Here is a 26,647-nt window from a genome sequence, read left to right as displayed (position 1 = left end):
TGCGGCAACGGCTGCTTGTGCCGCCCATTCCGGCAGGTAAATCGCTTGACCGCAAGCCATTGGCTGAAAAGAATTCATGGTTCTACAAGAGTGCGACAGATTGCACTCTGGATGCGACACAAACCCCGGCCCGAACTGCCGTCAAACCCTCCATAGCAGCAAGATAATCGGCAGCATCCGGCCTAAGGCAATTTGCCTGGGGCTGGCAGGCTGCTACCTTGTCAGCCGCTGCTGCAGCTTTGCCAATGAACATTGCGGACCGCCATTTCGCGCCAAGGAATCGTGCATGCCCAGTATCGTCACCCTGACCCTGAGCCCGGCGCTCGACTGCGCGACCAGCGTTGCGCACCTTTGTCCCGACAAAAAACTGCGCTGCAGCGAGCCGGCTTACGCGCCGGGCGGTGGCGGCATCAATGTTGCCCGTGCGCTTCGCAATCTCGGCGGCAAGGCGCTGGCCATTTACCCTGCCGGCGGCCCGAGCGGCCAGCACCTGAGCGACCTGCTGCTGGCTGAAGGGGTGGACTGCCAGCCAGTCAGCACCCAGGCCTGGACGCGCCAGTGCTTCAACGTCGATGAACAGGCCCACGGCCAGCAATACCGTTTTATCCTGCCTGCCGCCAGCTTGAGCGCTGCCGAACAGCAACAACTGCTGGAACGCTTGCAGGCCCTGGAAACCCTCGACTATCTGGTCATCAGCGGCAGCCAGCCGGACGGCCTTGCCGCCGATTTCTTGCCACGCCTGCTGCAGCTTGCGCGGGAAAAAGGCGCCCGCAGCGTTCTCGACAGCTCCGGCCCGGCCTTGCAGCAGGCCCTGCAATGCGGCGGATTGTTCCTGATCAAGCCCAGCCTGAGTGAACTGGGCGCCCTCGCCGGCGAGGACATCAGTGACCCCGAGCAACTGGCCAGGGTCGCCGGGCAGCTGGTCGCCAGCGGCAAGTGCGCGGTGGTGATGGTATCCCTGGGCGCCCAGGGTGGTTTGCTGGTTAGTCGCGACGGCATCGAGCGCATTCATGCGCCCATCGTCAGGAAAGTCAGTACGGTCGGCGCCGGTGACAGCCTGCTGGCCGGCATGTTGCTGCAACTGGCCAGTGGCGCCAGCCTCAGTGAAGCAGCCCGCTACGGTGTGGCTGCCGGCAGTGCGGCGATAACGGTCAGTGGCAGCGGACTATGCACACTGGAGGACACGCAGCGCCTGTACAGCTGGCTGCAGCAACAGCCACCGCAAAACGCCTGAGCAGGCTTGCCCTATTGCGACGGCAGGCTCTGCTGCGCTTCCATCTGCAGCCACAGCGGCTGGCTTCCGGACGCCTTCTCGATGGCAGCCATGCGTTCTGCGTGGGCCTGGAGATCCGCCGCGCCAGCCTTGATGACCGGGGTCGGCTGGCGTTCGGCCGGCAGGCGGCGAATCGGGCTGGCCTGCTGCCGCCCGCTACCGTTGCCGTCACCGATTTCACCGGCCAGTGACAGATTGGTCTGCCCGCCGGTCATGGCCAGATAGACGTCTGCGAGAATCTCGGCATCCAGCAATGCGCCGTGCAGTTCGCGACCAGAGTTGTCAACGCCATAACGCTTGCACAGCGCATCCAGGCTGTTGCGCTGGCCCGGATGGCGCTCGCGGGCCATTGCCAGGGTATCCAGCACCGTGCAGTAGTCGTTGACTTCACTGCGCTCGTCCTGCGCCAGCAGGGCAAATTCGTTGTTGATAAAGCCGATATCGAACGCGGCGTTATGAATGATCAACTCGGCGCCGCGAATAAACTCGTAAAACTCGTCGGCTACCTCGCGAAAGCGCGGCTTGTCCTGCAGGAACTCGTCGGTGATGCCATGCACCGCAATCGCGCCTTCGTCGATCTCGCGTTCGGGCTGCAGATAGACATGAAAGTGCCGACCGGTCAGCCGCCGGCCTTCCATCTCGACACAGCCAATCTCGATGATGCGGTGGCCATCGGTGACCGGCATCCCGGTGGTTTCTGTATCCAGCACGACGTAGCGCATGTTTGATCCTTTAATTGTCTAGCGACTGCCCAGTTCACTGACACCGCGATTGGCCAGCTGGTCGGCACGCTCGTTGCCCGGATGCCCGGTGTGCCCGCGCACCCACTGCCACTCGACCTGATGGCGGTTGACCTGCTCATCCAGCTGCTGCCAGAGATCGGCGTTCTTTACCGGCTGTCTGGCTGCGGTTTTCCAGCCGCGTTTCTTCCAGTTCGGCAGCCATTCCTGCATGCCGCGCATGACGTATTCGGAGTCGGTAACCAGCTTGACCCGGCAGCTGCGGGTAAGGCTGGCCAGTGACTGGATCGCCGCACTGAGCTCCATGCGGTTATTCGTGGTATCCGCTTCCCCTCCCCACAGCTCACGTTCCACGCCCTTGTAAACCAGCAAGGCTCCCCAGCCGCCAGGGCCGGGATTGCCCTTGCAGGCACCATCGGTGTAGATCACCACTTCTTCACTCATGCTCTGATTCTGAACCTTGGATGACTGTAAACGGGCTATCGACTCTCAGGGCTCTGCGTCACGCCGGCTGACCTTGGCCACCGGCATGGGTAGCAGCTTGCCCATCATCTCCCGCCGCTGTGGCCGCAACGGCCGCAGACCGGCCACGACTTTGCGCGCCACCAGCAGGTAACAGCCGGCTCCCGGGGCATTGAAACGGTTGCCCCAGCGTTCCAGCGGCTGCAGACGCGTTTGCCAGGCCGGCGAGGAAAGCGGCGGACGATAACACCCGGATTGGCGTTTCTCCAGCGAGAAACCGAGCAGACGCAACCAGTCACTGACACGTCCGGCCGTAATGCAGTGCGCCTCGGCCAGAGCATCGCGGGCAAACAGATGGCGTAATCCCCAGGCGCTCCAGGGGTTGATCCCGACAATCAGCAGATGACCACCCGGACGCACGCTACGCGCAGCCTCGCGCAGCAGATCGTGGGGCGAAAGGCTGAAATCCAGACCATGTTCCAGCACCACGGCATCTGCCGCATGCTCGCTGAGCGGCCAGGCCTGCTCGTCACAGGCAATATGCACGCCGGGCAAGGGTGCGCCGAGGGCAACACTGCACTTGATCTGTTTCGCCCCCGCTGGTGGCAGCGCATTGGGGCCGTAATGCACCAGATAGCCACCAAAATAACGGGCCAGCTCAGCATTCAACAGGCGCTGTCCTTCTGCCTGCAGCAGGCCGCCGAGCGGCCCTTTAAGCCATAGCCGCGCAGCACCGGTGAGCTTCAGCCAGTCAGCATCGGCCCGCGCGAATGCATCCTCATTCATGGCGTTCTCCCTGCAGTTGGCCCTACTATGAAAGGGTCTTTGGCGAATACTAGCGAATTGTCATCATGATACAGATCGAAGCTCTCCCCGCCTTCACAGACAATTATCTCTGGCTGTTACAGGATCCACAGCGCCAGCATTGCGCGATCGTCGATCCTGGCGATGCCCAGCCGGTGCTGCAATGGCTGGCCGCCAACCCCGACTGGCAACTGACCGACATTCTGGTCACCCACCACCATGCGGATCATGTCGGCGGCGTCGCCAGCCTCAAGGCTGCCACCGGAGCCCGGGTCTGGGGCCCGGCACTGGAAAACATTCCGCAGCGAGATGTGGCGCTGGAGGACAACCAGCATATCCGCATACTTGGCCTCGACTGGCAGGTAATGCACGTGCCGGGGCATACCCTGGGACACATCGCCTACTACCACGCCGATGCCCAACAGCCGCTGCTGCTCTGCGGCGATACGCTGTTTGCTGCCGGTTGTGGCCGCCTGTTCGAGGGCACTGCGGAGCAGATGCATCATTCACTGTCACGTCTGGCGGCACTGCCCGACCAGACGCTGGTGTATTGCACCCACGAGTACACCCTGAGCAACCTGCGCTTCGCCTGTGCCGTCGAGCCGCAGAATCAGGCGATCAGCCAGCGCTTTGCCGAGGTCAGCCAGCTGCGTGAAAAAAACCTGATCAGCCTGCCCACCACCATCGCCAGGGAAAAAGCCACCAACCCGTTCCTGCGCAGCGATATCCCGGCGGTACAGGCAGTTGCGGCGCAACGCAGTGGCGAAAAAAATCTTTCAGCAGTAGCCGTTTTTGCTGCTATCAGGGGCTGGAAAGACCAGTTCTGAGCCGGCGCCGGGGCGGTCAGGGTTGACCCTCCGGCAGTCGATTCCTAGAATCGCCGCACATTTCGTCTGGAATCAGCCCCCGCCAATGTCGTCTTTGCCTTGCACGCACACCTATCTGGACGCACTGGCCCGCTTGTTTCGAGCGACGACAATCGGCTGTTTTCTGGTTCTGGCAATGGCCGGCTGCCAGTCCATGCACAGCCCCGACGACAACGACAACGGCAGCACCACCGATCGCGCCATTGGTCTGGAAACCCCACCATCGCCACTGCTGGTCGAGCAGGCGCCGGATGATATCTGGGAGCGGATTCGCCTGGGCTACAAGCTGCAGGACCAGATCGGCACCAACCCGCGGATCAGCCGCCAGCGTCTGTGGTTCGCCAGTCGTCCCAGCATCATCACCACATCGGCCCAGCGCAGCAGCCCCTATATCCACTATGTGGTCGAACAGCTGGACCAGAAGAACATGCCACTGGAGCTCGCGCTGCTGCCGGTGATCGAAAGTTCCTACAACCCCATGGCCTATTCGCGCAGCAGTGCCGCCGGCATCTGGCAGTTCATTCCCTCCACCGGGCGCCACTTCAACCTGCAGCAGACCAGCTGGTATGACGGCCGGCGTGACATTGCCGCCTCGACCAATGCCGCGATCATCTATCTGGATCGCCTGCACTCGATGTTCAACGGCGACTGGCTGCTCGCCCTGGCCGCCTACAATGCCGGTGAAGGCACTGTCAGCCGGGCTATCGAGCGCAACCAGAAACTCGGCCTGCCGACCGACTACTGGAACCTGCAGCTGCCCAAGGAAACCACCGAGTACGTACCCAAGCTGCTGGCCGTTTCGCAGATCGTGCTCAGCCCCGAGGCTTACGGAGTCAACCTGCCCGACGTGGCCAACCAGCCCTACTTTGAAATAGTCGAGTTTCGCGAACGCATGCAACTGTCCAGCGTGGCGAAAATTACCGAGATCGACGAAGACGAACTGCTGGTACTCAACCCCGCCTACAAGAAGGGCCTGACCATGGACGGCCCGCAGCATCTGCTGGTACCGGTGGCCATGGCCGAGCAGTTTGAAGCCAACCTGGCCCTGCACAAGCCGGAAGAAACCCTCGACTGGCAGGAGTACCAGGTGCGTCCCGGTGACAGCCTGCACAGCATTGCCAATCGTTACTACCTGACGGTCAACACCCTGAAGGACATCAACCAGCTGAAAAGCAACCATCTGCGCGTCGGTCAGCGCCTCAGCATTCCGGTGGACCCCAAGCAGAAATATGCCACGCCGGTGTATGAAGTCCCGGCCAGAAAAGCTCCCGTCAACCGCCAGTATGTTGTTCGCGCCGGTGACAATCTCGGTCTGATCGCGAAGAACAACGGCGTTGCGGTGGCGGATATCAAGCGCTGGAACCAGCTGCGCAACAACCATCTGAAAATCGGCCAGAAACTGCAGCTACGCGGCGGGACCGCCGCAACAGGCAGCAAAAGCACAAAGGCCACCACCCATAAAGTACGTTCCGGGGACACGCTGTACCGCATCGCCCAGCTTTACAAGGTCGATCTCAAGCAGCTGCAGAAATGGAACCCGGGGGTCGGCAAGCACCTGAAGGTTGGTCAGAAGCTGGCCATCAACAGTTACTGATTGCTGAAGGGTGAGCATCCGGGTCTTGTCCCCGGATACCGGCAGCACCTCAGCGCGACGTACGCCGGACCGGGCGTGGCGTCGGCCTGGCAGGCGCGGGACTGCAGTTACCAGCCTTTTTCCTGCGGATACAAGCTGTTACTGTACCGCCTCGTATTTTTTCATGTCTGTTACGGTCCGGATATCCGCCCGATGCGTTCACTTTACCTGCTCATGGCCTGCTTGCTGGCAATCTTTCCGGTGGAGGCAAAGGTCAGCAAAAGCCATGGCTATGCGCAGTTTGGCGAACTCAAGTACCCGGCCAATTTCAAACACTTCGACTGGACCAACCCTGACGCGCCAAAAGGCGGCACCGTGCGGTTGATGGCTTCCGGCACCTTTGACAGCCTCAACCCCTACACTCTCAAGGGCTCCAGCCCTTCGGCTACCTCCAACTTCCTGCAATACGGCGTGTTCGAACTGAACGAGCCCTTGATGGTCGGCACCGGCATCTACGACCCCTCCGGCGACGAGCCGGCCTCCAGTTATGGCCTGATCGCCAAATCCGTGGAGTACTCGGAAGACCGCAGCTGGGTTGTCTTCAACCTGCGCGAGGAAGCCCGCTTCCACGACGGCACGCCGATCACCGCCTTCGACGTGGCCTTTTCCTACCGCACCCTGCTGCGCGACGGGCATCCGTCCTATCGCACCAGCCTGCAGGATGTCGAACGTGTCGACATCCTCAACCGCCATCGCATCCGCTTTGTGTTCAAACGCAGCGGCAATCCGCTGCAGATCCTGCGTCTGGGCGAGTTGCCGGTGCTGCCGCAGCACTACTGGAAAGATCGCGATTTCACCGCAACCACCTACGATCCCCCGCTGGGTAGCGGACCCTACCGCATTACCTCGGTAGCACCGGGCCGTCGCCTGGTATTCGAACGGGTCAAGGACTGGTGGGGCAAGGATCTCGCCGTCAATGCGGGCAAATACAATTTCGACCGAGTGGAAGTGGACTTCTACCGTGACAGCAATATTGCCTTCGAGGCCTTCAAGTCCGGACTGTTCGACTTTTACATTGATAACCAGGCGAAGAACTGGACCTCGGGCTACAACTTCCCGGCGCTGCTCAATGGCGAAATCAAGCGCGAAGAAATAAGCCACGAAATTCCCACTCAAACCCAGGCCCTGTTCATGAATACCCGGCGCGAGGTCTTCCAGGACCGTCGCGTTCGCGAAGCCATGGGCATGATGTTCGACTTCGAATGGACCAACCGCACGCTGTTCAGCAATTCCTACAAGCGCTCACGCAGCTACTACCCGAACAGCGTGTTTGCCGCTCTGGAAAAGCCCAAGGGCCAGGAGTGGCTGTTACTTTCGCCTTACCGCAAACAACTGCCATCCCGGATGTTTCTCGAACCGTTCGAGTTGCCCCAGACCAATGGCAACGGCATACCCCGTGACACACTGCGCAAGGCACTCGGCCTGCTCAAGGAAGCCGGCTGGAAGCCTACCGGGCAAGGTCTGTTCAATGCGCGCGGCGAGAAGCTGAGTTTCGAGATCATGCTGGTCAACCCCAATCTGGAACGAATCCTTCAGCCCTACGTGAGCAATCTGGCCACTATCGGCATCGAGGTTCGCTTGCGCACCGTTGACCGTGCGCAGTACAAGCAGCGCCTTGACCAGTTCGACTACGACATGATTCTGATGACCCTGCAGCAGAGCCTCAGCCCCGGCCTGGAACAATGGCTGTATTTCCATTCCAGCCAGGTCAACGTCAAGGGCAGCAAGAACTACGCCGGCGTCGCCCATCCGGTGGTCGATGCCATGCTGGAAAAACTGCTGGCTGCGCAGACCCGTGCCGAGCAGGTCAGCGCTACGAAAGCGCTGGATCGTGTGCTTTTATGGCAGCACTACGTGATACCCAACTGGTATATCAGCCAGCATCGGCTGGCCTATCGCAACCGCTTCGAACACCTGCCGACACCCCCCTACACACTGGGCCTGCGTGCGTGGTGGCTGAAACCCGTGGAGACCGCCAAATGATTCGCCTGTTTTCCCGCTGCAGCCTGCTTCTGCTGCTACTCGGCAGTGGCCTGCAGGCTGCACCGCAACATGCCATTACCCTCTACGACGAACCGCCCAAGTACCCTGCCGACTTCCAGCACTTCGACTATGTGAACCCGCAAGCGCCCAAGGGTGGTGTGCTGCGCCAGGCCGGCTTTGGCAGCTTCGACAGTCTCAACCCGTTCATCAACAAGGGCGTGCCCGCCGATGATATCGGCCTGATTTACGAGACGCTGACCCGTCACAGCCTGGATGAACCCTTCACCGAGTACGGCCTGATTGCCAGCCAGATCGAGCGCGCCCCGGACAACAGCTGGGTGCGTTTCTACCTGCGCCCGGAAGCCCGCTTCAATGACGGCAAGCAAGTGACCGCCGATGACGTGGTGTTCACCTTCGAGACCCTGATGCGTGACGGTGCTCCGCAGTACAAGTCCTATTACGCAGACGTCAGCAAGGCCACGGCGGAAAGCCCGACCAGAGTACGTTTCGATTTCAAACACAAGGGCAATCGCGAGTTGCCGCTGATTCTCGGCCAGTTGCCGGTACTGCCCAGACACTGGTGGGCCGGGCGTGAATTCAATAGTGGCAATCTGGACATTCCGCTGGGTAGCGGACCCTACCGGGTCGCCGACGTGCAGGCCGGACGCAGCATCAGCTTCGAGCGGGTCACTGACTGGTGGGGCAAGGATCTGCCGGTCAATCGCGGTTTCTACAACTTCGACAAGCTGGTGACCGACTACTACCGCGACAACACGGTGGCACTGGAAGCCTTCAAGGCCCATCAATTCGATTTCTGGCTGGAAACCAGTGCCAAGAACTGGGCCACCGCCTATGACATTCCGGCTGTCAGCGAGGGCAAACTGCGCAAGGAAGAATTGCTCAACAGCAACCCGACCGGCATGCAGGGCTTCATCTTCAATACGCGGCGCCATAACCTGCAGGATCCCCGGGTACGCGAGGCATTGTCGTTACTGTTTGATTTCGAATGGGCCAACAAACAACTGTTCAACGGCGCCTATACACGCACCAGCAGTTACTTTGAGAACTCTGAAATGGCCGCACGCGGCCTGCCATCGGCAGCCGAACTGGAAATTCTCGAACCGCTGCGCGGCAGCATCCCCGAAGAGGTGTTCAGCCAGCCGTTCACCCTGCCCGTCACCGATGGCAGCGGGATCATCCGCGACCAGCAACGCCGCGCCTATGACCTGCTGACCGCAGCCGGCTGGAAAATCGAGGGCGATCGCATGCTCGATGCCGATGGCAAACCGGTAAAGATCGAATTCCTGCTGGCACAAACCGAATTCGAGCGCGTGTTGCTGCCCTACAAGCGCAACCTGAACGATCTGGGTATCGAACTGGAAATCCGCCGGGTGGATATCTCGCAGTACATCAACCGCCTGCGCTCGCGTGATTTCGACATGCTGGTCGGCGGCTTTGGTCAATCCAGCTCACCGGGCAATGAACAGCGGGAATACTGGCATTCCTCCAGTGCAGACAATCCCGGCAGCCGCAACCTGATCGGCTTGCGCGATCCGGCCATCGACACCTTGGTAGACGGCCTGATCAAGGCCGACTCGCGGGAAAGCCTGATCAACCATGCCCGCGCCCTCGACCGGGTGCTGCTGGCAGGTCACTATGTGGTGCCCAACTGGCATATCAAGACCTGGCGCCTGGCCTACTGGAACAGCATCGAACACCCTGCCGTGACGCCGCTCTACGATTTTGCCCTGATGAGCTGGTGGAGTACCGCTGCCGCCGAGGCCCAGGCAGAGCACACCGACCCGATACCGAACCAGGCTGGAAACAACTAGATGCTGGCCTATATCCTGCGGCGCCTGCTGCTGATCATCCCGACCCTGTTCGGCATTCTGCTGATCAATTTCATCATTATCCAGGCGGCTCCCGGCGGCCCGGTCGAGCAGATGATTGCCAAGCTCGAAGGCTTTGATGCCGCCACCGGCGGTGCCACCGGCAGGATTTCCGGAGGCGGTGCCGAAGTAGCAACCGGCAGCCTCAACTACCGCGGAGCCCAGGGCCTGGATCCGGATCTGGTGGCGGAAATCGAACGCATGTACGGCTTTGACAAGCCGCCGGCAGAACGCTTCTGGATCATGCTGAAAAACTATGCGCACCTGGACTTCGGCCAGAGCTTCTTTCGCGATGCCTCGGTGACCGAGCTGATAGTCGAGAAGATGCCGGTCTCGATTTCGCTGGGGTTGTGGAGCACCCTGATCATGTATCTGGTGTCGATCCCGCTGGGCATCGCCAAGGCCGTGCGGCATGGCAGCGCCTTTGATATCTGGACCAGCTCGGCAATTATCGTCGGTTACGCCATTCCGGCCTTCCTGTTCGCCATCCTGCTGATCGTGCTGTTTGCCGGCGGCAGTTACTGGGACTGGTTTCCCTTGCGCGGACTGACTTCCAACAATTTTGCCGAGATGACCCTGCACGAACAGATCATCGACTATTTCTGGCACCTGGCGCTGCCGGTAACGGCCTTGGTCATCGGCAACTTCGCCACCCTGACGCTGCTGACCAAGAACAGCTTCCTCGATGAAATCAACAAACAGTACGTGGTCACCGCCAAGGCCAAGGGCCTGTCAAAAAACCGCGTGCTCTATGGCCATGTGTTCCGCAACGCCATGCTGCTGGTGATTGCCGGTTTCCCATCGGCCTTGATCGGCATCTTTTTCACCGGCTCGCTGCTGATCGAGGTGATCTTCTCCCTTGACGGCCTGGGACTACTGAGCTTTGAAGCCGCGATCAACCGTGACTATCCGGTAGTCTTCGGCACGCTGTTTCTGTTCACCCTGCTCGGACTGGTACTGAAACTGATCGGTGATCTGACCTATACGCTGGTCGACCCGCGCATCGACTTCGAAAACAGGGCTAACTGACATGCAGCTATCCCCGATCAACCGGCGTCGCTTCGATCGCTTCAAGGCCCACAAACGTGGCTGGTGGTCACTCTGGCTGTTCCTTGGCCTGTTTGTGCTGAGCCTGGGTGCCGAATTCATCGCCAACGACAAGCCGCTGGTGGTGCATTACGACGGCGGCTGGTACTTCCCGGTGCTCAAGCGCTATCCGGAAACCACCTTTGGCGGCGAGTTCCCGCTGCAGGCCAACTACAAAAGCCCCTATGTGCGCGAGCTGATTGCCGACAAGGGTGGCTGGATGATCTGGCCGGTGATTCCGTTCAGCTACTCGAGCATCAACTACGACCTGCAGGTCCCGGCGCCCGCCCCGCCCTCTGCGCAGAACTGGCTGGGCACCGATGACCAGGGCCGTGACGTGCTGGCGCGGGTGATCTACGGCTTCCGCATTTCCGTGCTGTTCGCCCTGACCCTGACCCTGTTCAGCTCGCTGATCGGTGTACTTGCCGGCGCCCTGCAGGGCTTTTACGGCGGCTGGGTGGATCTGGTCGGCCAGCGTTTTCTGGAGGTCTGGTCGGGGCTGCCGGTGCTCTATCTGCTGATCATTCTGGCCAGCTTCGTGCAGCCGAATTTCTGGTGGTTGCTCGGCATCATGCTGCTGTTCTCCTGGATGAGTCTGGTCGACGTGGTGCGCGCCGAATTCCTCCGCGGGCGCAATCTGGAGTACGTCCGCGCGGCACGGGCGCTGGGCATGGAAAACGGCGGCATCATGATCCATCACATCCTGCCCAACGCCATGGTGTCGACCATGACCTTTGTCCCGTTCATTCTCACCGGCGCCATCGGCACCCTGACCGCGCTGGACTTCCTCGGCTTCGGACTACCGCCGGGCTCCCCTTCCCTCGGCGAACTGGTGGCCCAGGCCAAAGCCAACCTGCAGGCACCCTGGCTGGGCATCAGTGCCTTTGCCGTCCTGGCCATCATGCTTGCCCTGCTGGTATTCATCGGCGAAGCCGCCCGTGACGCTTTTGATCCACGGAGCAAAATATGAGCGCGCCAAACAATCCGCAGAACCTGATCGAGGTGCGCGACCTGTCGGTGGAGTTCGTTACCGGCAAGCAGGTGCAGCGCGTTGTGCATAACGTGTCTTTTGATATCCGCCACGGTGAAACCCTCGCCCTGGTCGGCGAGAGCGGCTCCGGCAAATCCGTCACTGCCCACTCGATCCTGCGCCTGCTGCCATACCCGACTGCCAGCCATCCCAGCGGCAGCATTCACTTCGGCGACCAGGATCTGCTGCAACTGCCCGAGAACAAGCTGCGCAACATTCGCGGCAACCGAGTGGCCATGGTGTTTCAGGAACCAATGACGGCCCTCAATCCGCTGCACTGCATCGAAAAACAGATCAGCGAAATCCTGCAACTGCACAAGGGCCTGCGCGGCAACGCGGCGCGTGAGCGCGTGCTGGAGCTACTGGATATGGTCGGCATTCCGGAGCCGGCCAAACGCCTGAAAGCCTATCCCCACGAACTCTCGGGCGGCCAAAGACAACGGGTGATGATTGCCATGGCGCTGGCCAACGAGCCTGAATTGCTGATTGCCGACGAGCCGACCACGGCACTGGATGTGACTGTCCAGTTGAAAATTCTCGAACTGCTCAAGGATCTGCAGGCCAGACTGGGCATGGCCTTGCTGCTGATCAGCCACGATCTGAACCTGGTCAGAAGAATTGCCCAGCGCGTATGTGTCATGCAGCAGGGTCGGATCGTCGAAGAATCCGACTGCGCGACACTGTTCAGCAATCCGCAACATCCCTATACCCGGGAGTTGCTCGATGCCGAACCCAGTGGCGAGCCGGCAGCCACGACTGCGGGGCAGTCATTGTTGAAGGTGGATGACCTGAAGGTCTGGTTTCCGATCAAGAAAGGTTTCCTGCGGCATACGGTTGATCATGTCAAAGCCGTGGATGGCATCGATTTCAATCTGCTGCAGGGACAAACGCTGGGCATTGTCGGCGAAAGTGGCTCGGGCAAGTCTACACTGGGTCTGGCGATACTCCGTTTGATCGCCAGTCAGGGTTCGATCCGTTTCAAGGAGCAGGCGCTGGATGGCATCAGCCAGCATGCCGTACGACCGTTGCGGCGACAGATGCAGGTGGTGTTTCAGGACCCTTATGGCAGCCTGAGCCCGCGCATGTCGGTAGGCCAGATCATTGGCGAGGGATTGCGGATTCACCGTATTGGCAACGAAAAGGAACAGCAGCAGGCGATCATTGATGCGTTGATCGAGGTAGATCTTGATCCGCACACCCGCCACCGTTACCCCCACGAGTTTTCCGGAGGACAGCGACAAAGAATTGCCATAGCCCGGGCGCTGGTTCTGAAGCCCGAGTTGATACTGCTGGACGAACCTACCTCGGCACTTGATCGTACCGTACAGAAACAGGTGGTCGAACTGCTCAGGGCATTGCAGGAAAAGTACAACCTGACCTACCTGTTCATCAGCCATGATCTGGCGGTGGTCAGGGCGCTGAGTCATCAACTGATGGTGATCAAGCAGGGTCAGGTGGTTGAACAGGGGCCGGCACCAGAGATTTTTGCCGCACCACAGCACATTTACACTCAGCAGTTGCTGGAAGCCGCCTTCATGGCACCGCACACTGCTGTCGACTAAGCAGAAAGAGGAAAAATAACAATGGGATTTCTCACCGGAAAGCGTGTCCTGATCGTTGGCGTAGCCAGCAAACTTTCAATTGCTTCGGGTATTGCCGCAGCCATGCACCGTGAAGGCGCTGAACTCGCCTTCACCTACCAGAACGAAAAGCTCAAGGGGCGCGTCGAGGAGTTTGCTACAGGTTGGGGCTCGGGCCCCGAACTGTGCTTTCCCTGTGATGTGGCCAGTGACGATGAAATTGCCAGCGCCTTTGCCGCGCTGGCAAAGAAGTGGGACAGCCTGGATGTGATTGTGCACTCGGTGGGCTTTGCTCCGGGTGATCAGCTGGATGGCGACTTCACTGCGGTCACCACCCGTGAAGGCTTCAAAATCGCCCACGATATCAGCGCCTACAGCCTGGTCGCGCTGGCCCGTGCAGGGCGTGAGCTGATGCAGGGACGCAATGGCAGCATCCTTACCCTGTCGTATCTGGGCGCCGTGCGCACCATGCCCAACTACAATGTCATGGGCATGGCCAAGGCCAGCCTTGAGGCCGGCGTACGCTATCTCGCAGGCAGTCTCGGCCCTGAAGGCACACGGGTGAACGCCATCTCTGCCGGACCGATCCGCACACTGGCAGCATCGGGCATCAAGAGCTTCCGCAAGATGCTGGCGGCGAACGAGAAGCAGACCCCGATGCGGCGCAATGTAACCATTGAAGAAGTCGGCAACGCTGGCGCCTTCCTTTGCTCCGATCTGGCTTCCGGCATCAGCGGCGAAATCCTCTACGTGGATGGCGGCTTCAACACCACCGCCATGGGCGCCATCGAAGACTAGATGTGATCTCTCAGTAGGTTGTTCATCCGGGGCTTTCCCGGAATTCTGGAAGTGCGACCCACCATGCCTTCCAGGAGCCCCGAATGAACTTGCATAAACATGCCCGTCTTACTCCCCGCGGTCGAGCCCTTTTGGTTCAGCGCATTCAACATGGTTTGAGAGTCGAGGAAGCCGCTCAGGCTGCCGGGGTGAGCGTGCGAACCGCCTACAAATGGCTCAAGCGCTTTCGCGAGGAAGGCGAGACCGGTCTACAAGACCGCTCGTCACGACCTCGGCACTGCCCGCATGCAACCGCCGATACGCTGATAGCGCGCGCGATTGAGCTACGCCGTGCACGCAAAACCTACCGCCAGATCGCCGGGGAAGTGGCCGTGGCCGTCAGCACCATTGCACGCCGCCTGCGACAAGCCGGCTTTCATCGTCTGGCGGAACTGGAGCCCGCGCCACCGGTAGTGCGCTACGAGTATCCGATCCCCGGTGATCTACTGCATCTGGATATCAAGAAACTGGGGCGTTTCTGGCGACCAGGCCATAGGGCCACGGGCGATCGCCAGCAGAACTCCAACGGCGCGGGCTGGGAGTACGTCCATGTCGCCATCGATGATGCCAGCCGCATCGCTTTCAGCAGTCTGCACCCCGATGAACGGGGACCCAGTGCTTGCCAAGCCTTGCTCCGAGCGCTGCGCTACTATCGCGCGCTGGGTATTCGCTTCACCCGCATCATGACCGACAACGGCAGCTGCTATGGCTCACGCAAGTTCCGCCGTCTGGTCAAGCGATTGGGGTTACGCCATCTGCGCACCAAGCCTTATACGCCAAGGACCAACGGCAAGGCTGAGCGCTTCATCCAGACCAGTCTGCGCGAGTGGGCCTATGCCCGTAGCTACGAAAGTTCAGCGCAACGCGCACAGCACCTGATGCCCTGGCTACATCAATATAATTGGCACCGGCCGCACGCCAGCCTCGGTTACCATCCGCCCATCAGTCGCGCACCACTTTCACTGAACAACGTACTGGGTTTACACAACTAGATGCGACTGCCCTGCAAACAAAAACGCCCCGACAGTTCGGGGCGTTTTTGTTTCAGCGGAGCGGCAATGTGTCTGCCGCCCGCTGGCCGGTGAGCCTTCAGAAGCGCTCGATATCGGCCTTATCCTGCAACTGCCGGCGATAAGCAGCAAAATCCAGCTCGCCCTGGCGGGAAGAAAGGAACTTGCGGTATTCCGCCTTCTCTTCGTTGCTCAGGTCATTCTGCGGCTCATTGACGCCATTGAGTCGAATCAGGATGTAGTCACCGTTGCGCGTGGCTATGCCATCGTAACTCGGTTTGCCTGACGCCCCGGGTCTGGGCATGCGGAACAACTCCTGCAGTACCTCGGGAGCCACGCCTTCCTGATTTCGCGCTGCAGCCTCGACAACGGTCCAGGTTTGATCAGCCAGCTTCTCGTCCGCCAGTGTCTTGCCGTCGCGCAAGGCCGCCAGCAGCTGTTCGCCCTTCTCTCTGGCCGCCTTGGCAGCCCGCTGCATCAGCAGTTCTTCACGGATAGCCGAAGAGACGGTTGCCAGAGGCAACTGCTCGGGCTTGTCATGCGTCTTGACCCGCACCACTACAACGGTATCCGGATCCAGCTCGATCAACTGGCTGTTTGCGGCATTTTCCAGCAAGTCTTCGCTGAAGGCTGCCTGCAGTACCTGACGATTGGCAGCAAGACCTTCTTTACCGCCTTCGCGGCCAAACACTTCGCTGAGCTTGATTTCCAGCCCCTGCTCCTGTGCCGGCTGAACCAGATCGGCAGACTCGAATGAGGAGTTTTCCAGCTCCTTGCTGGCCTCGACAAAACGCTGCTCGACCTTTTCGGTCTTGAGGTCCTTGGTCAGCTTTTCCTTGAGGCTGTCAAAGGGCGGTACGTCAGCCCCCTGCACTCCCAGCAGCTTGATCAGATGCCAGCCATAGGCACTGCGCACCGGCGCAGAAATCTCATTCTGCTTGAGCGCGTAGAGCGCCTGTTCGAACGCCGGGTCATACACACCCGGACCGGCATAGCCCAGATCACCGCCATTGCCGGCGGAACCCGGATCTGCCGAGAACTCCTTGGCCAGTACGGCAAAGTCTTCACCTGCAGCCAGTCGCTGCTGAAGCTCAACCAGCTTCTGTTTGGCCTGCTCATCGCTGACCTGGTCATTTACTTCAATCAGGATATGCGCTGCCTGGCGCTGCTCGGCCAGACCGGCAATTTCCTTCTGGTACTGGCTCTGCAATTCGTCAGCGGTCACTTCAACCTGATCGAAGAAGCCATCCTTTTTCAGCTCGACATATTCAAGCTGAACCTGCTCGGGGCTGAGAAACTCGGCAGCATGTTCATCGTAAAAAGCCTGGATATCGGCTTCCGTCACATCAATACCCTGTGTCGTGGCTTTCAGGGTAAGTGTGGCGAAATCCCGGCGCTGCTTCTCCAGCCGGGCAAAATTGTTGATTTCAGCATCGGTGACAAAACTGCTGCCGCCCAGACCGGCGCGCAGCTGCACGATCAGCATCTCTTCACGCAGCATTTGCCTGAATTGCGGACGGCTGTAACCCATCTGGCGGATGACCATGTCAAAGCGGTCAGGGTTGAACTTGCCATCAATCTGGAATTGCGGTTCCTGCAGCATCACCTGATCAAGCGCTGCATCGGAAAGTGCAAAATCGGCGGAAGCGGTACCCTGTAGCAGCAACTGGCGCTCGATCAGCCCCTTCAGGGCAGCATCACGCAGCAGCTTTTCGTCGATGAGCGACTCATCGAAGTTACTGCCCAACTGTTGTTGCAAACGACGACGCTGCAGATCCTCGGCTTTGGCCAGCTCATTCAGACTGATGGCTTCGCCATTTACCTCGGCAGCATCCTGTGCATTGCTGGTCGATTGAAAAATTTGGTCTACGCCGAAGAGTGCCATCAAGACCACCATCAGACCGATGATGGTTTTGGCAATCCAGCCTTGGGAGTTATCCCTGATATTTTGCAGCATGCTTCCCCCAGAAATGGCTGTATGCATTCAACAGCCGTGCAGCATGGGTAGTGTCAGAAAGAAGAAAGGCGCATCCGGGGATGCGCCTTCTCGTGACTTGCGGAACGTACAGGTCGATAAACCTTGTTGTGTAACACCGGGATCACCGGTTTTGCTACCGCTCCACAATCAGCCCGAAGCAACTCCGGACTGATCGGCAATTATCAAAAGAAGCTTAGTTAACAGCGTCTTTCAGTGCCTTGCCAGCTTTGAAGCCTGGAATCTTGGCAGCAGCAATGCTGATAGCCTTACCAGTTTGGGGATTACGACCAGTACGTGCGGCGCGATCTTTCACAGAGAAAGTACCAAAGCCAACCAGCACTACCGAATCACCAGCCTTGAGAGCACCAGTTACGGATTCGATAACTGCATCCAAAGCGCGGCCAGCGGCAGCTTTTGGAATATCGGCAGAGGCGGCAATTGCATCAATCAGTTCCGACTTGTTCACTCTAAGTCCCCTTATTTTTCAGTTGTATTCTTAGTGTTGGTGGTAAAGCGAGAATCCGGTGAGAGTGGCCCTTAGCCGACTAGTGCCGTTTTATAGCAAGCAGACCAAAATTGTGTCAAGGATGACACACTCTCTAATGGGTGCTGATTCTGTCCTTGGCGTCTGACTCACGCTTCTCATCTTTTGCCGGTATTTCAGCAACAGATACGGACAAAGGCTCCGGCATGTATTGCAACGCAATTTGCAGGACTTCGTCAATCCATTTGACCGCCTTAATCTGCAGGTCCTGCTTAATATTTTCAGGAATCTCCTTCAAATCGCGCACATTCTCCTCCGGAATGATAACCGTCTTGATTCCGCCCCGATGCGCGGCCAGCAGTTTCTCCTTCAGTCCGCCGATCGCCAGAACCTGACCGCGCAACGTAATTTCACCGGTCATTGCCACATCGGCGCGCACTGGAATCTGGGTCAGGGCCGAGACAATCGCCGTACACATGCCAACACCGGCACTCGGCCCGTCCTTGGGTGTCGCACCTTCGGGCATGTGGATATGGATATCCTGCTTCTCATGGAAATCAGGCGCGATGCCGAGGCTTTTCGCCCTGCTGCGGACGACCGTCTGTGCCGCGGTAATCGACTCAAGCATCACATCGCCCAGCGAGCCGGTCTTGATCAACTGCCCCTTGCCTGGCACCACGGCAGATTCGATGGTGAGCAACTCCCCGCCCACCTGCGTCCACGCCAGCCCGGTCACCTGACCGACCTGATCCTGCAGTCCGGCAAGACCATAGCGGAACTTGCGTACACCCAGATAATGCTCGAGCAAGTCACTGGTCACCTGTACCTGGAAACGCTTCTCCCGGGTATTTTCCTTGACGGCCTTGCGGCAGACCTTGGCAATCTGCCGCTCCAGACCACGCACACCCGCTTCGCGAGTGTAATAACGGATGATGTCGCGGATAGCTGCCTCATCAAACGCCAGTTCGCCTTTCTTCACGCCATTGGACTGGACCTGCTTGGGAACCAGGTAATTGATGGCGATATTGACCTTCTCGTCTTCCGTGTAGCCCGGCAGGCGAATTATCTCCATCCGGTCCAGCAACGGTGCAGGGATGTCCATCGAGTTGGCTGTACAGAGAAACATCACATCCGAGAGGTCGTAATCAACCTCCAGGTAGTGATCATTGAAATTGTGGTTCTGCTCCGGATCGAGCACCTCGAGCAATGCCGATGCGGGGTCGCCGCGCATGTCATTGCCCATCTTGTCGATCTCGTCGAGCAGGAACAACGGATTGCGCACGCCGACCTTGGTCATTTTCTGGATCAGGCGACCCGGCATCGAGCCGATATAGGTACGCCGGTGACCGCGAATTTCCGCCTCGTCCCTGACACCGCCCAACGCCATGCGTACAAATTTGCGATTGGTGGCCCTGGCAATCGACTCAGCCAGTGAGGTCTTGCCGACACCGGGCGGACCAACCAGACAGAGCACCGGACCCTTGAGCTTCTTCACCCGCTTTTGCACGGCGAGAAACTCCAGAATACGATCCTTGACCTCTTCCAGACCGTAGTGGTCGGCATCAAGGATTTCTTCTGCCTTGCTCAGATCCAGACGCACCTTGCTCGCTGCCGTCCACGGTACATTGACCAGCCAGTCGATGTACGAACGGACCACGGTAGCTTCAGCCGACATCGGCGACATCTGCTTGAGCTTGTTGAGCTCGACAGTGGCCTTGGCCAGGGCTTCCTTGCTCAGGCCCGCATTGTCGATGCGCTTCTTCAGGTCATCCAGTTCATTGTGACCTTCCTCTATATCACCCAGCTCTTTCTGAATCGCCTTCATCTGCTCATTCAGGTAGTACTCGCGCTGGCTCTTTTCCATCTGCTTCTTGACCCGGCCACGGATGCGCTTCTCCACCTGTAGCAGATCCAGCTCGGCATCCAGCAAGGCCAGTACGTGCTCGACCCTGGGCGCAAGCTCGACGATCTCCAGCACCGCCTGCTTCTGCTCGATCTTCAGCACCATATGCGCCGCCATGGTATCGACCAGCCGTGAAGGCTCATCAATGCCGGAAAGCGAAGCCAGTACCTCGGCGGGTACTTTCTTGCTCAGCTGGACGTATTGTTCGAACTGGCTCATCAAAGTGCGGTTAAACACTTCGGAATCCCGGGCAGCAGAATCCTGCTCCTCGATCAATTCGATTTCAGCCCGACAATGTCCGTCCACCTCGGTAAAGCGCTGGATGATCCCGCGCTGCTCACCCTCGACCAGCACCTTGACCGTGCCATCGGGCAGTTTGAGCATCTGCAGTACGGTCGCTACGGTACCCATGCGGTACAGCGCATCCTCAGCCGGATCGTCATCCGCCGAGTTCTTCTGCGCTACCAGGAGTATCTGCTTATCCCCTTTCATGGCGGCCTCAAGGGCCTCTATGGACTTTTCTCGTCCAACGAACAGGGGAATGACCATGTGCGGGAAAACCACCACGTCACGCAATGGAAGCAGCGGCAGTTCAACGATTGTTTTCATGATTCAACCCCACGATGGCTTGCTAGCCAAATTCAGAATTTGCAAATAAGTGCTGTTTTCAAGATGGGGTTCAGGCAAGCAAAAAACAAGCTGTAACTCCGGAAAAGCAAAGGGGCCGTCAGGCCCCTTTGTTACATCAAGCTTCAGGCGATGCCTTGGCCGGCTTTTCCGGGTTCTCGTAGATCAACAAGGGTTTCGAGGTACCGAGAATCACATTCTCGTCCACCACGACCTTGCTCACCTCTTCCTGGGAAGGAATTTCGTACATGGTATCCAGCAAAACTCCCTCGAGAATCGAACGCAAACCACGCGCACCGGTCTTGCGTTCCAGCGCCTTGTGGGCAATCGCCTTCAACGCATCCGCACGAAACTCCAGACCAACCCCTTCCATCTCGAACAAGCGGGCGTACTGCTTGGTCAAGGCGTTCTTGGGTTCGATCAGAATCTGCATCAATGCAGCTTCATCCAGCTCATCCAGTGTTGCGATAACCGGAAGACGTCCGACGAATTCCGGAATCAGGCCAAACTTGACCAGATCATCCGGCTCGATATCACGCAAGGTTTCCCCAACCTTCTTGCCCAGATCCTGACTGCGTACTTCAGCACTGAAACCTATGCCGCCCTTGGTGGAACGGCCATGAATGACCTTTTCCAGACCGGAAAACGCACCGCCGCAAATGAACAGGATATTGCGCGTATCAACCTGCAGGAACTCCTGCTGCGGATGTTTGCGGCCGCCCTGGGGTGGCACTGATGCAACCGTACCCTCAATCAGCTTGAGCAGCGCCTGCTGCACACCCTCACCGGATACATCGCGGGTGATCGACGGGTTGTCCGACTTGCGCGAAATCTTGTCGATTTCGTCGATGTAGACAATGCCCATCTGGGCCTTTTCCACATCGTAATCGCACTTCTGCAGCAACTTCTGGATGATGTTCTCGACGTCCTCGCCAACGTAGCCGGCTTCGGTCAGGGTCGTCGCATCGGCGATGGTAAATGGCACATTCAACAGACGGGCAAGGGTTTCAGCCAGCAGGGTCTTGCCTGAGCCCGTAGGACCGATGAGCAGGATATTGCTCTTGCCCAACTCGACATCATCTTTCTTGTCGCGTTGATTCAGTCGCTTGTAGTGGTTGTAAACAGCCACGGCAAGCACCTTCTTGGCGCGTTCCTGGCCGATTACATACTGATCAAGAATGCCGCTGATTTCTTTCGGCGCAGGCAACTTGGTCGCGCTGCTTTCTGCCTGTGCTTCCTGCACTTCCTCGCGGATGATGTCGTTGCAAAGATCGACACACTCGTCGCAAATAAATACGGAAGGCCCGGCAATCAGCTTGCGCACTTCATGCTGGCTCTTGCCACAGAAGGAGCAATACAAAAGCTTGCCAGTATCTTCGCCGTTGCGGATGTCAGTCATTCGTTCAATCCAATCCGATATGCGCTCATCACAAGATGGAGCCAAATGCAGCTATTTTCAAGCCGGAAACGTGACCGCGTAGCCAGTGGTCACACTTCAGGCACAGTTCTTCAGCCTGCCATTTCACGCTTACTGATGACTTTGTCGATAAGACCATAAGCCACAGCCTCATCGCCGCTCATGAAATTATCGCGGTCAGTATCGCGGGCAATAACGTCCATTGGCTGGCCGGTATGTTGCGCCATGATGCGGTTCAGCCGGTCACGAATGGTCAGGATTTCCTTGGCATGGATCTCGAAATCCGATGCCTGGCCCTGAAATCCGCCCAATGGCTGATGGATCATCATGCGCGAATGCGGCAGACAGTAACGTTTGCCGGCAGCCCCGCCGACCAGCAGCAAAGCACCCATGCTGCAAGCCTGACCAACACAGATGGTGGAAACATCCGGCTTGATGAATTGCATGGTGTCATAGATCGACATGCCTGCAGTAACCGAACCACCGGGGGAGTTGATGTAGAGGTGAATATCCTTGTCCGGGTTCTCCGCCTCAAGGAACAGCAACTGGGCAACCACCAGGTTGGCCATGTAATCCTCAACCGGACCAACCAGAAAGATCACCCGCTCCTTGAGCAGGCGCGAGTAGATATCGTATGCACGCTCACCGCGGGCAGACTGTTCGACAACCATTGGAACCAGGCCGCCAGCAGCCTGGATTTCAGTCGTTTGTTGCATCAAAGAAGTACGAGACATCTCCAGCAATCGCTCCCAAGTCAAATTAGTCATGCCTTATAGACACATAAGCCAGCAATGCGCTGGCTTATGTTGTACTTCCTGTCCGGAGGACGATCACTCTGCCTTGGGTGCCTCGGCAGGCTTGATCGCTTCCTCGTAGGAGACGGTCTTGTCAGTCACTTTGGCCTTCTGCAGAACAGTATCTACAACTTGTTCTTCCAGCACAACCGAACGAACCTCGTTCATTTGCTGGTCATTCTTGTAGTACCAGGCCACCACCTGCTCAGGCTCCTGATAGGCCGAAGCCATCTCCTCGATCATGCTCCGAACACGGGCATCATCGGGCTTGAGCTCGTTTTGCTTGACCACTTCGGCGACCACCAGACCCAGTACCACGCGGCGTTTGGCTTGTTCTTCAAACAACTCGGCAGGCAGCTGGTCAGGATTGATGTTGCCACCGAACTGCTGGACCGCCTGCACACGCAAACGACCAATTTCGCTGGTTACCAGAGACTTGGGCACTTCGATCGGGTTGGAGGTCAGCAGACCGTCCATAACCTGGTTCTTGATCTTGGACTTGATGGCCTGACCCAGTTCGCGCTGCATGTTCTTGCGCACTTCGGCACGGAAATCCTCCAGACCGCCTTCCTTGACACCGAACAAGGCAAAGAACTCCTCATTCAGCTCGGGCAGGGTTGGTGCTTCGACGCTGTTCACAGTGACGGTGAACTCTGCGGTCTTGCCTGCCAGATCGAGGTTCTGGTAATCCGCCGGGAAAACCGGGTTGATAACCCGCTCCTCGCCCTTGGTTGCACCAACCAGCGCATCTTCAAAGCCAGGAATCATCCGGCCGGAACCCAGCACCAGCAGGGTGCCCTTGGCCGAACCACCGGCAAAGGCTTCGCCATCAATCTTGCCGACAAAATCGATGTTCAGCTGATCGCCATTTTCGGCCGCACGGTCTACGGCTTCGAAACGGGTATTCTGCTTGCGCAGGATTTCCAGCATGTTGTCGAGGTCTGCATCCGAAACTTCTGCCTGCAGGCGCTCAACCTCGATGCTGTCGAAATCGGCAACCTTGAACTCGGGGAACACTTCGAAGGTGGCAACGTACTCGAGATCCTTGCCCTTTTCGAAGACTTTCGGCTCTACCGCTGGCGAGCCTGCCGGATTGAGCTTCTCCTGCATCACGGCTTCATAAAAGGTGGCCTGAATCAAATCACCCAGTGCTTCCTGGCGAGCCGAGCTCTCGTAACGCTGGCGGATCACGCTCATCGGTACCTTGCCGGGACGAAACCCCGGAACCTTGGCACGGCGGGCAGTCTGTTGCAGACGCTTGTTGATTTCGCTCTCGATACGCTCGACAGGCACGCCAATGGTCATACGGCGCTCAAGGGCTGAGGTGTTTTCGACAGAAACTTGCATGGATATTCCTCGTTGCACAGACATGGCCGTTGAACCGGCCCCAGAATCAAGGGCATGCATTCTAGTAGCTCAAATGACAGAAGTCACTCGGCAGGATAAGTCTGCATGAACAGAAGAGATAAACAGATGGTGCGGACGGAGAGACTCGAACTCTCACACCTTGCGGCGCTGGAACCTAAATCCAGTGTGTCTACCAATTCCACCACGTCCGCGGCAACGCTTGGAACAAAAACGCCAGACCTGAGCCTGGCGTTTCCGAAATATGGGGTGGACGAAGGGGATCGAACCCTCGACACCAGGAGCCACAATCCTGTGCTCTACCAACTGAGCTACGCCCACCATATCAACCACTTGTACCAGAACCGCCAGATGGCGCGCCCGGCAGGACTCGAACCTGCGACCACCCGCTTAGAAGGCGGGTGCTCTATCCAGCTGAGCTACGGGCGCTTATCAATCTGCATCAACGATGCCGATCCAAGCCTTGGCTGCAGCAGAACCAACCGGTTCGCAGTGCCTTCGCACCCAGCTGACGCTGTGCTCGACAAGCGGGCGAATCTTACAGAGGCGCTTCAACCCAAGTCAACGACAAATATAAAAAAATCAGACAGATAAAGGGCTTGGATGAAACAGATGCGTGAGTGCTTTTGTCCAACGGGCCCTGCATGCCAGAATAAGCGACTTTCTATATAGCTGATGATGGTTTGTAAATCGCGATGACTGCACAACTGATCGATGGCAAGGCAATTGCTGCCCAACTGCGCCTGCAGATAGCCCAACGTGTCGCCGAGCGCAACGACAAAGGGCTACGCACACCCGGCCTGGCAGTGATTCTGGTTGGTACCGACCCTGCCTCGCAGGTCTATGTTGCACACAAGCGCAAGGATTGCGAGGAGGTCGGCATTCTGTCAAAAGCCTATGACCTGCCAGCGCAGACCCGGCAGATCGAGCTTGAACAGCTGATCGACCAGCTGAATGACGATCCCGCGATTGACGGCATTCTGCTGCAACTGCCCCTGCCCTCGCACCTGCAGGCGTCCGGGTTGCTCGAGCGTATCCGACCGGACAAGGATGTGGACGGCTTTCATCCGTTCAACATAGGCCGCCTGGCCCAGCGCATGCCGCTGCTGCGCCCGTGCACGCCCAAGGGCATCATGACCCTGCTGGAGTCCACCGGTGTTGACCTGCACGGCCAGCATGCGGTGATAGTCGGCGCCTCCAATATCGTCGGACGTCCGATGGCAATGGAGCTATTACTGGCGGGCAGCACGGTTACCGTCACTCACCGTTTTACCAGGGACCTGGCAAACCTGGTGGCACAGGCCGACATCGTGGTGGTCGCAGTCGGCAAGCCCGGCCTGGTGAAAGGGGAATGGATCAAGCCTGGAGCCATCGTGATCGACGTCGGCATCAACCGTCAGGGTGACGGCAAGCTGATCGGCGATGTGGGCTACGCCGAAGCACTGCCCCGTGCCGGCTGGATTACGCCAGTACCGGGCGGTGTCGGCCCGATGACCCGCGCCTGCCTGCTGGAAAACACCCTGTACGCAGCAGAGAACCTGCACGCCTGACCCCATCCGGCTTCAGCTTTGTTGCATCAAGCCTGTTCCGGGCAGACAGCGCACCCTGGCAACCAATTTCCGGGCACACCACCGGACTGCGCCAAATCATCCGGCCATCTGACCGGCAAGGAACCCATGAATCTGCGCATAGTGCTGTTGCTCGGAGCCCTTAGCGCTTTCGGTCCGCTGGCAATCGACTTTTACCTGCCCGCTTTTCCGACGCTGGCGCTGGCATTTGCCACCGACATCGAACATGTCCAGCTGACACTGTCCGCCTACTTTATCGGACTGGCCGGCGGCCAGTTGATCTACGGCCCACTGGCAGACCGCTTTGGCCGGCGCAAGCCACTGCTGTTTGGCGTACTGCTGTTCAGCCTTGCTTCGGCAATTTGCACCCTGGCCGGTAGTCTGGAATGGCTGATTGCCGCACGCTTCCTGCAGGCACTGGGCGGCTGCGCAGGAATGGTGATTTCCCGCGCCGTGGTGCGCGACCTTTGCGATCCGCTGGCTTCGGCAAAGGTCTTCTCGCAATTGATGCTGGTGATGGGTGTTGCGCCGATTCTGGCTCCCCTGCTCGGCGGCCTGCTGCTGGCAGAGTTTGGCTGGCAATCGATCTTTCTCTGCCTGACCCTGTTCAGCGCAGCCTGCGCACTGGCCATAGCCCTGTGGCTACCGGAAACCCTGACGCAGGAAACACCACCTCATTCCTTACGGCAGGCACCGGGCAAATATCTGGCACTACTCAAGGATCGCCAGTTTGTAGGCCACGCGCTGACCGGCGGACTGGTAATGGCCGGCATGTTCTCCTACATCGCCGGTTCGCCGTTTGTCTTTATCGAGCTGTACAAAGTACCGACACAGCACTATGGCTGGCTGTTCGGCATGAATGCCGCAGGCTTCATTCTGTTCGCCCAGGTCAATGCCCGACTGCTCGGCCGGCATGGTCCGGGGTACTGGTTGCAGCACCTGATCTGGGTATTTCTGCTCGGCGCAGTCTGCCTGCTGGCTGTGAGCTGGCTGCAGCCCGACGCGTTATGGTGTTTGCTGCTGCCCTTGTTCGTGATCATTGCCAGCCTTGGCTGTCTGCTGCCCAATGCCTCCGCGTGCGCCATGGCCGGGCACGGAAACCAGGCCGGCAGTGCTTCGGCGATGCTCGGCTTTATCCAGTTCACGCTGGCGGCCTCAGCTTCGGCGCTGGTCGGGCTGCTGCATAACGGCACAGCGCAACCCATGGCTACGGTCATTTGCCTGTGCGCCTTCCTGGCGACTATCTGCACCCTGCTGACAGCCCGCCTGCCGGCAACCAGTCAGCTCAAACTGCAGTGACAGCGCACAGGCAAAGCAG

21 protein-coding genes and 3 tRNA genes are annotated in these 26,647 nt (G+C 58.7%); 12 read left to right on the top strand and 12 right to left on the bottom strand.

Features of this window, described 5'->3' with window-relative positions:
* The first annotated feature begins 286 nt into the window (after window positions 1-286).
* The gene (locus BLT89_RS06660; protein WP_090193688.1) at window positions 287-1,234 is read left to right on the top strand and encodes a 1-phosphofructokinase family hexose kinase; all 948 of its coding nucleotides are present in this window, start codon (window positions 287-289) and stop codon (window positions 1,232-1,234) included.
* Between the two features lie 11 nt (window positions 1,235-1,245).
* Here BLT89_RS06660 and dnaQ read toward each other — a convergent pair whose 3' ends face one another.
* Genes dnaQ through BLT89_RS06645 form a run of 3 tightly spaced genes read right to left on the bottom strand, consistent with a single transcriptional unit; the run spans window position 1,246 to window position 3,261 of the window.
* Complete coding sequence (dnaQ, locus tag BLT89_RS06655) at window positions 1,246-1,995, bottom strand: DNA polymerase III subunit epsilon (RefSeq protein WP_090193687.1); 750 nt, start codon at window positions 1,993-1,995, stop codon at window positions 1,246-1,248.
* 18 nt (window positions 1,996-2,013) lie between these two features.
* Complete coding sequence (gene rnhA, locus BLT89_RS06650; RefSeq protein ID WP_090193686.1) at window positions 2,014-2,457, bottom strand: ribonuclease HI; 444 nt, start codon at window positions 2,455-2,457, stop codon at window positions 2,014-2,016.
* Between the two features lie 45 nt (window positions 2,458-2,502).
* Window positions 2,503-3,261: a class I SAM-dependent methyltransferase gene (locus BLT89_RS06645; protein ID WP_090193685.1), complete on the bottom strand. Its 759-nt coding sequence runs from the start codon at window positions 3,259-3,261 to the stop codon at window positions 2,503-2,505.
* 65 nt (window positions 3,262-3,326) lie between these two features.
* Between BLT89_RS06645 and gloB the strand changes: the two genes are divergently transcribed.
* The 9 genes from gloB (at window position 3,327) to BLT89_RS06600 (ending at window position 15,175) form a co-directional block, all read left to right on the top strand.
* The gene (gene gloB / locus BLT89_RS06640; protein ID WP_090193684.1) at window positions 3,327-4,106 is read left to right on the top strand and encodes a hydroxyacylglutathione hydrolase; all 780 of its coding nucleotides are present in this window, start codon (window positions 3,327-3,329) and stop codon (window positions 4,104-4,106) included.
* Window positions 4,107-4,191: 85 nt separating this feature from the next.
* A complete protein-coding gene (locus tag BLT89_RS06635; protein WP_090193683.1) occupies window positions 4,192-5,739 on the top strand; it encodes a lytic transglycosylase domain-containing protein in 1,548 nt (515 codons plus the stop codon).
* A gap of 192 nt (window positions 5,740-5,931) precedes the next feature.
* Window positions 5,932-7,761, top strand: a complete 1,830-nt coding sequence (locus BLT89_RS06630) for an extracellular solute-binding protein (RefSeq protein ID WP_090198778.1) — start codon at window positions 5,932-5,934, stop codon at window positions 7,759-7,761.
* Window positions 7,758-9,593, top strand: coding sequence for an extracellular solute-binding protein (locus BLT89_RS06625; RefSeq protein ID WP_090193682.1), 1,836 nt, complete (start codon window positions 7,758-7,760; stop codon window positions 9,591-9,593). The genes BLT89_RS06630 and BLT89_RS06625 overlap by 4 nt, the downstream gene beginning before the upstream one ends.
* On the top strand, window positions 9,594-10,679 hold the full coding sequence (locus BLT89_RS06620) for a microcin C ABC transporter permease YejB (RefSeq protein ID WP_090193681.1): 1,086 nt from the start codon (window positions 9,594-9,596) through the stop codon (window positions 10,677-10,679).
* A 1-nt stretch (window position 10,680) separates the two neighbouring features.
* Window positions 10,681-11,706 carry an ABC transporter permease gene (locus BLT89_RS06615; RefSeq protein ID WP_090193680.1) on the top strand — a complete coding sequence of 342 codons (1,026 nt, stop codon included), beginning with the start codon at window positions 10,681-10,683 and terminating at the stop codon, window positions 11,704-11,706.
* Window positions 11,703-13,328: an ABC transporter ATP-binding protein gene (locus tag BLT89_RS06610; protein WP_090193679.1), complete on the top strand. Its 1,626-nt coding sequence runs from the start codon at window positions 11,703-11,705 to the stop codon at window positions 13,326-13,328. The genes BLT89_RS06615 and BLT89_RS06610 overlap by 4 nt, the downstream gene beginning before the upstream one ends.
* Window positions 13,329-13,349: 21 nt before the next feature.
* Entirely contained in the window at window positions 13,350-14,144 is a 795-nt protein-coding gene (gene fabI, locus BLT89_RS06605; protein WP_090193678.1) for an enoyl-ACP reductase FabI, read from the top strand.
* An 83-nt stretch (window positions 14,145-14,227) separates the two neighbouring features.
* Window positions 14,228-15,175, top strand: coding sequence for an IS481 family transposase (locus tag BLT89_RS06600; protein ID WP_090193677.1), 948 nt, complete (start codon window positions 14,228-14,230; stop codon window positions 15,173-15,175).
* A gap of 97 nt (window positions 15,176-15,272) precedes the next feature.
* Here the strand turns inward: BLT89_RS06600 and BLT89_RS06595 are convergent, their stop codons facing one another.
* From BLT89_RS06595 to BLT89_RS06555, 9 genes are all read right to left on the bottom strand, one after another.
* Window positions 15,273-17,150: a SurA N-terminal domain-containing protein gene (locus BLT89_RS06595; protein WP_090193676.1), complete on the bottom strand. Its 1,878-nt coding sequence runs from the start codon at window positions 17,148-17,150 to the stop codon at window positions 15,273-15,275.
* Window positions 17,151-17,364: 214 nt separating this feature from the next.
* Window positions 17,365-17,637 carry a nucleoid-associated protein HU-beta gene (gene hupB / locus BLT89_RS06590; protein ID WP_090193675.1) on the bottom strand — a complete coding sequence of 91 codons (273 nt, stop codon included), beginning with the start codon at window positions 17,635-17,637 and terminating at the stop codon, window positions 17,365-17,367.
* Between the two features lie 133 nt (window positions 17,638-17,770).
* A complete protein-coding gene (lon, locus tag BLT89_RS06585; protein ID WP_090193674.1) occupies window positions 17,771-20,167 on the bottom strand; it encodes an endopeptidase La in 2,397 nt (798 codons plus the stop codon).
* A gap of 136 nt (window positions 20,168-20,303) precedes the next feature.
* Entirely contained in the window at window positions 20,304-21,584 is a 1,281-nt protein-coding gene (gene clpX, locus BLT89_RS06580; RefSeq protein ID WP_090193673.1) for an ATP-dependent Clp protease ATP-binding subunit ClpX, read from the bottom strand.
* A gap of 110 nt (window positions 21,585-21,694) precedes the next feature.
* The gene (gene clpP, locus BLT89_RS06575) at window positions 21,695-22,336 is read right to left on the bottom strand and encodes an ATP-dependent Clp endopeptidase proteolytic subunit ClpP (RefSeq protein ID WP_090193672.1); all 642 of its coding nucleotides are present in this window, start codon (window positions 22,334-22,336) and stop codon (window positions 21,695-21,697) included.
* 96 nt (window positions 22,337-22,432) lie between these two features.
* Window positions 22,433-23,743, bottom strand: a complete 1,311-nt coding sequence (gene tig, locus BLT89_RS06570; RefSeq protein WP_090193671.1) for a trigger factor — start codon at window positions 23,741-23,743, stop codon at window positions 22,433-22,435.
* A 127-nt stretch (window positions 23,744-23,870) separates the two neighbouring features.
* Window positions 23,871-23,955, bottom strand: a tRNA-Leu gene (locus BLT89_RS06565).
* 51 nt (window positions 23,956-24,006) lie between these two features.
* A tRNA-His gene (locus BLT89_RS06560) sits at window positions 24,007-24,082 on the bottom strand.
* A gap of 31 nt (window positions 24,083-24,113) precedes the next feature.
* Window positions 24,114-24,190 (bottom strand) — tRNA-Arg (locus BLT89_RS06555).
* 266 nt (window positions 24,191-24,456) lie between these two features.
* Here BLT89_RS06555 and folD point away from each other — a divergent pair.
* Window positions 24,457-25,311, top strand: coding sequence for a bifunctional methylenetetrahydrofolate dehydrogenase/methenyltetrahydrofolate cyclohydrolase FolD (gene folD / locus BLT89_RS06550; RefSeq protein WP_090193670.1), 855 nt, complete (start codon window positions 24,457-24,459; stop codon window positions 25,309-25,311).
* A 126-nt stretch (window positions 25,312-25,437) separates the two neighbouring features.
* Window positions 25,438-26,628 carry a Bcr/CflA family multidrug efflux MFS transporter gene (locus tag BLT89_RS06545; RefSeq protein ID WP_090193669.1) on the top strand — a complete coding sequence of 397 codons (1,191 nt, stop codon included), beginning with the start codon at window positions 25,438-25,440 and terminating at the stop codon, window positions 26,626-26,628.
* The last annotated feature ends 19 nt before the right edge of the window (window positions 26,629-26,647 follow it).

Origin of the sequence: Pseudomonas pohangensis (assembly GCF_900105995.1) — a bacterium.
Taxonomy (GTDB): Bacteria; Pseudomonadota; Gammaproteobacteria; order Pseudomonadales; family Pseudomonadaceae; genus Aquipseudomonas; species Aquipseudomonas pohangensis.
The sequence above is the reverse complement of the archived record's forward strand: the minus strand, read 5'-3'. Positions and strand labels throughout refer to the sequence as shown.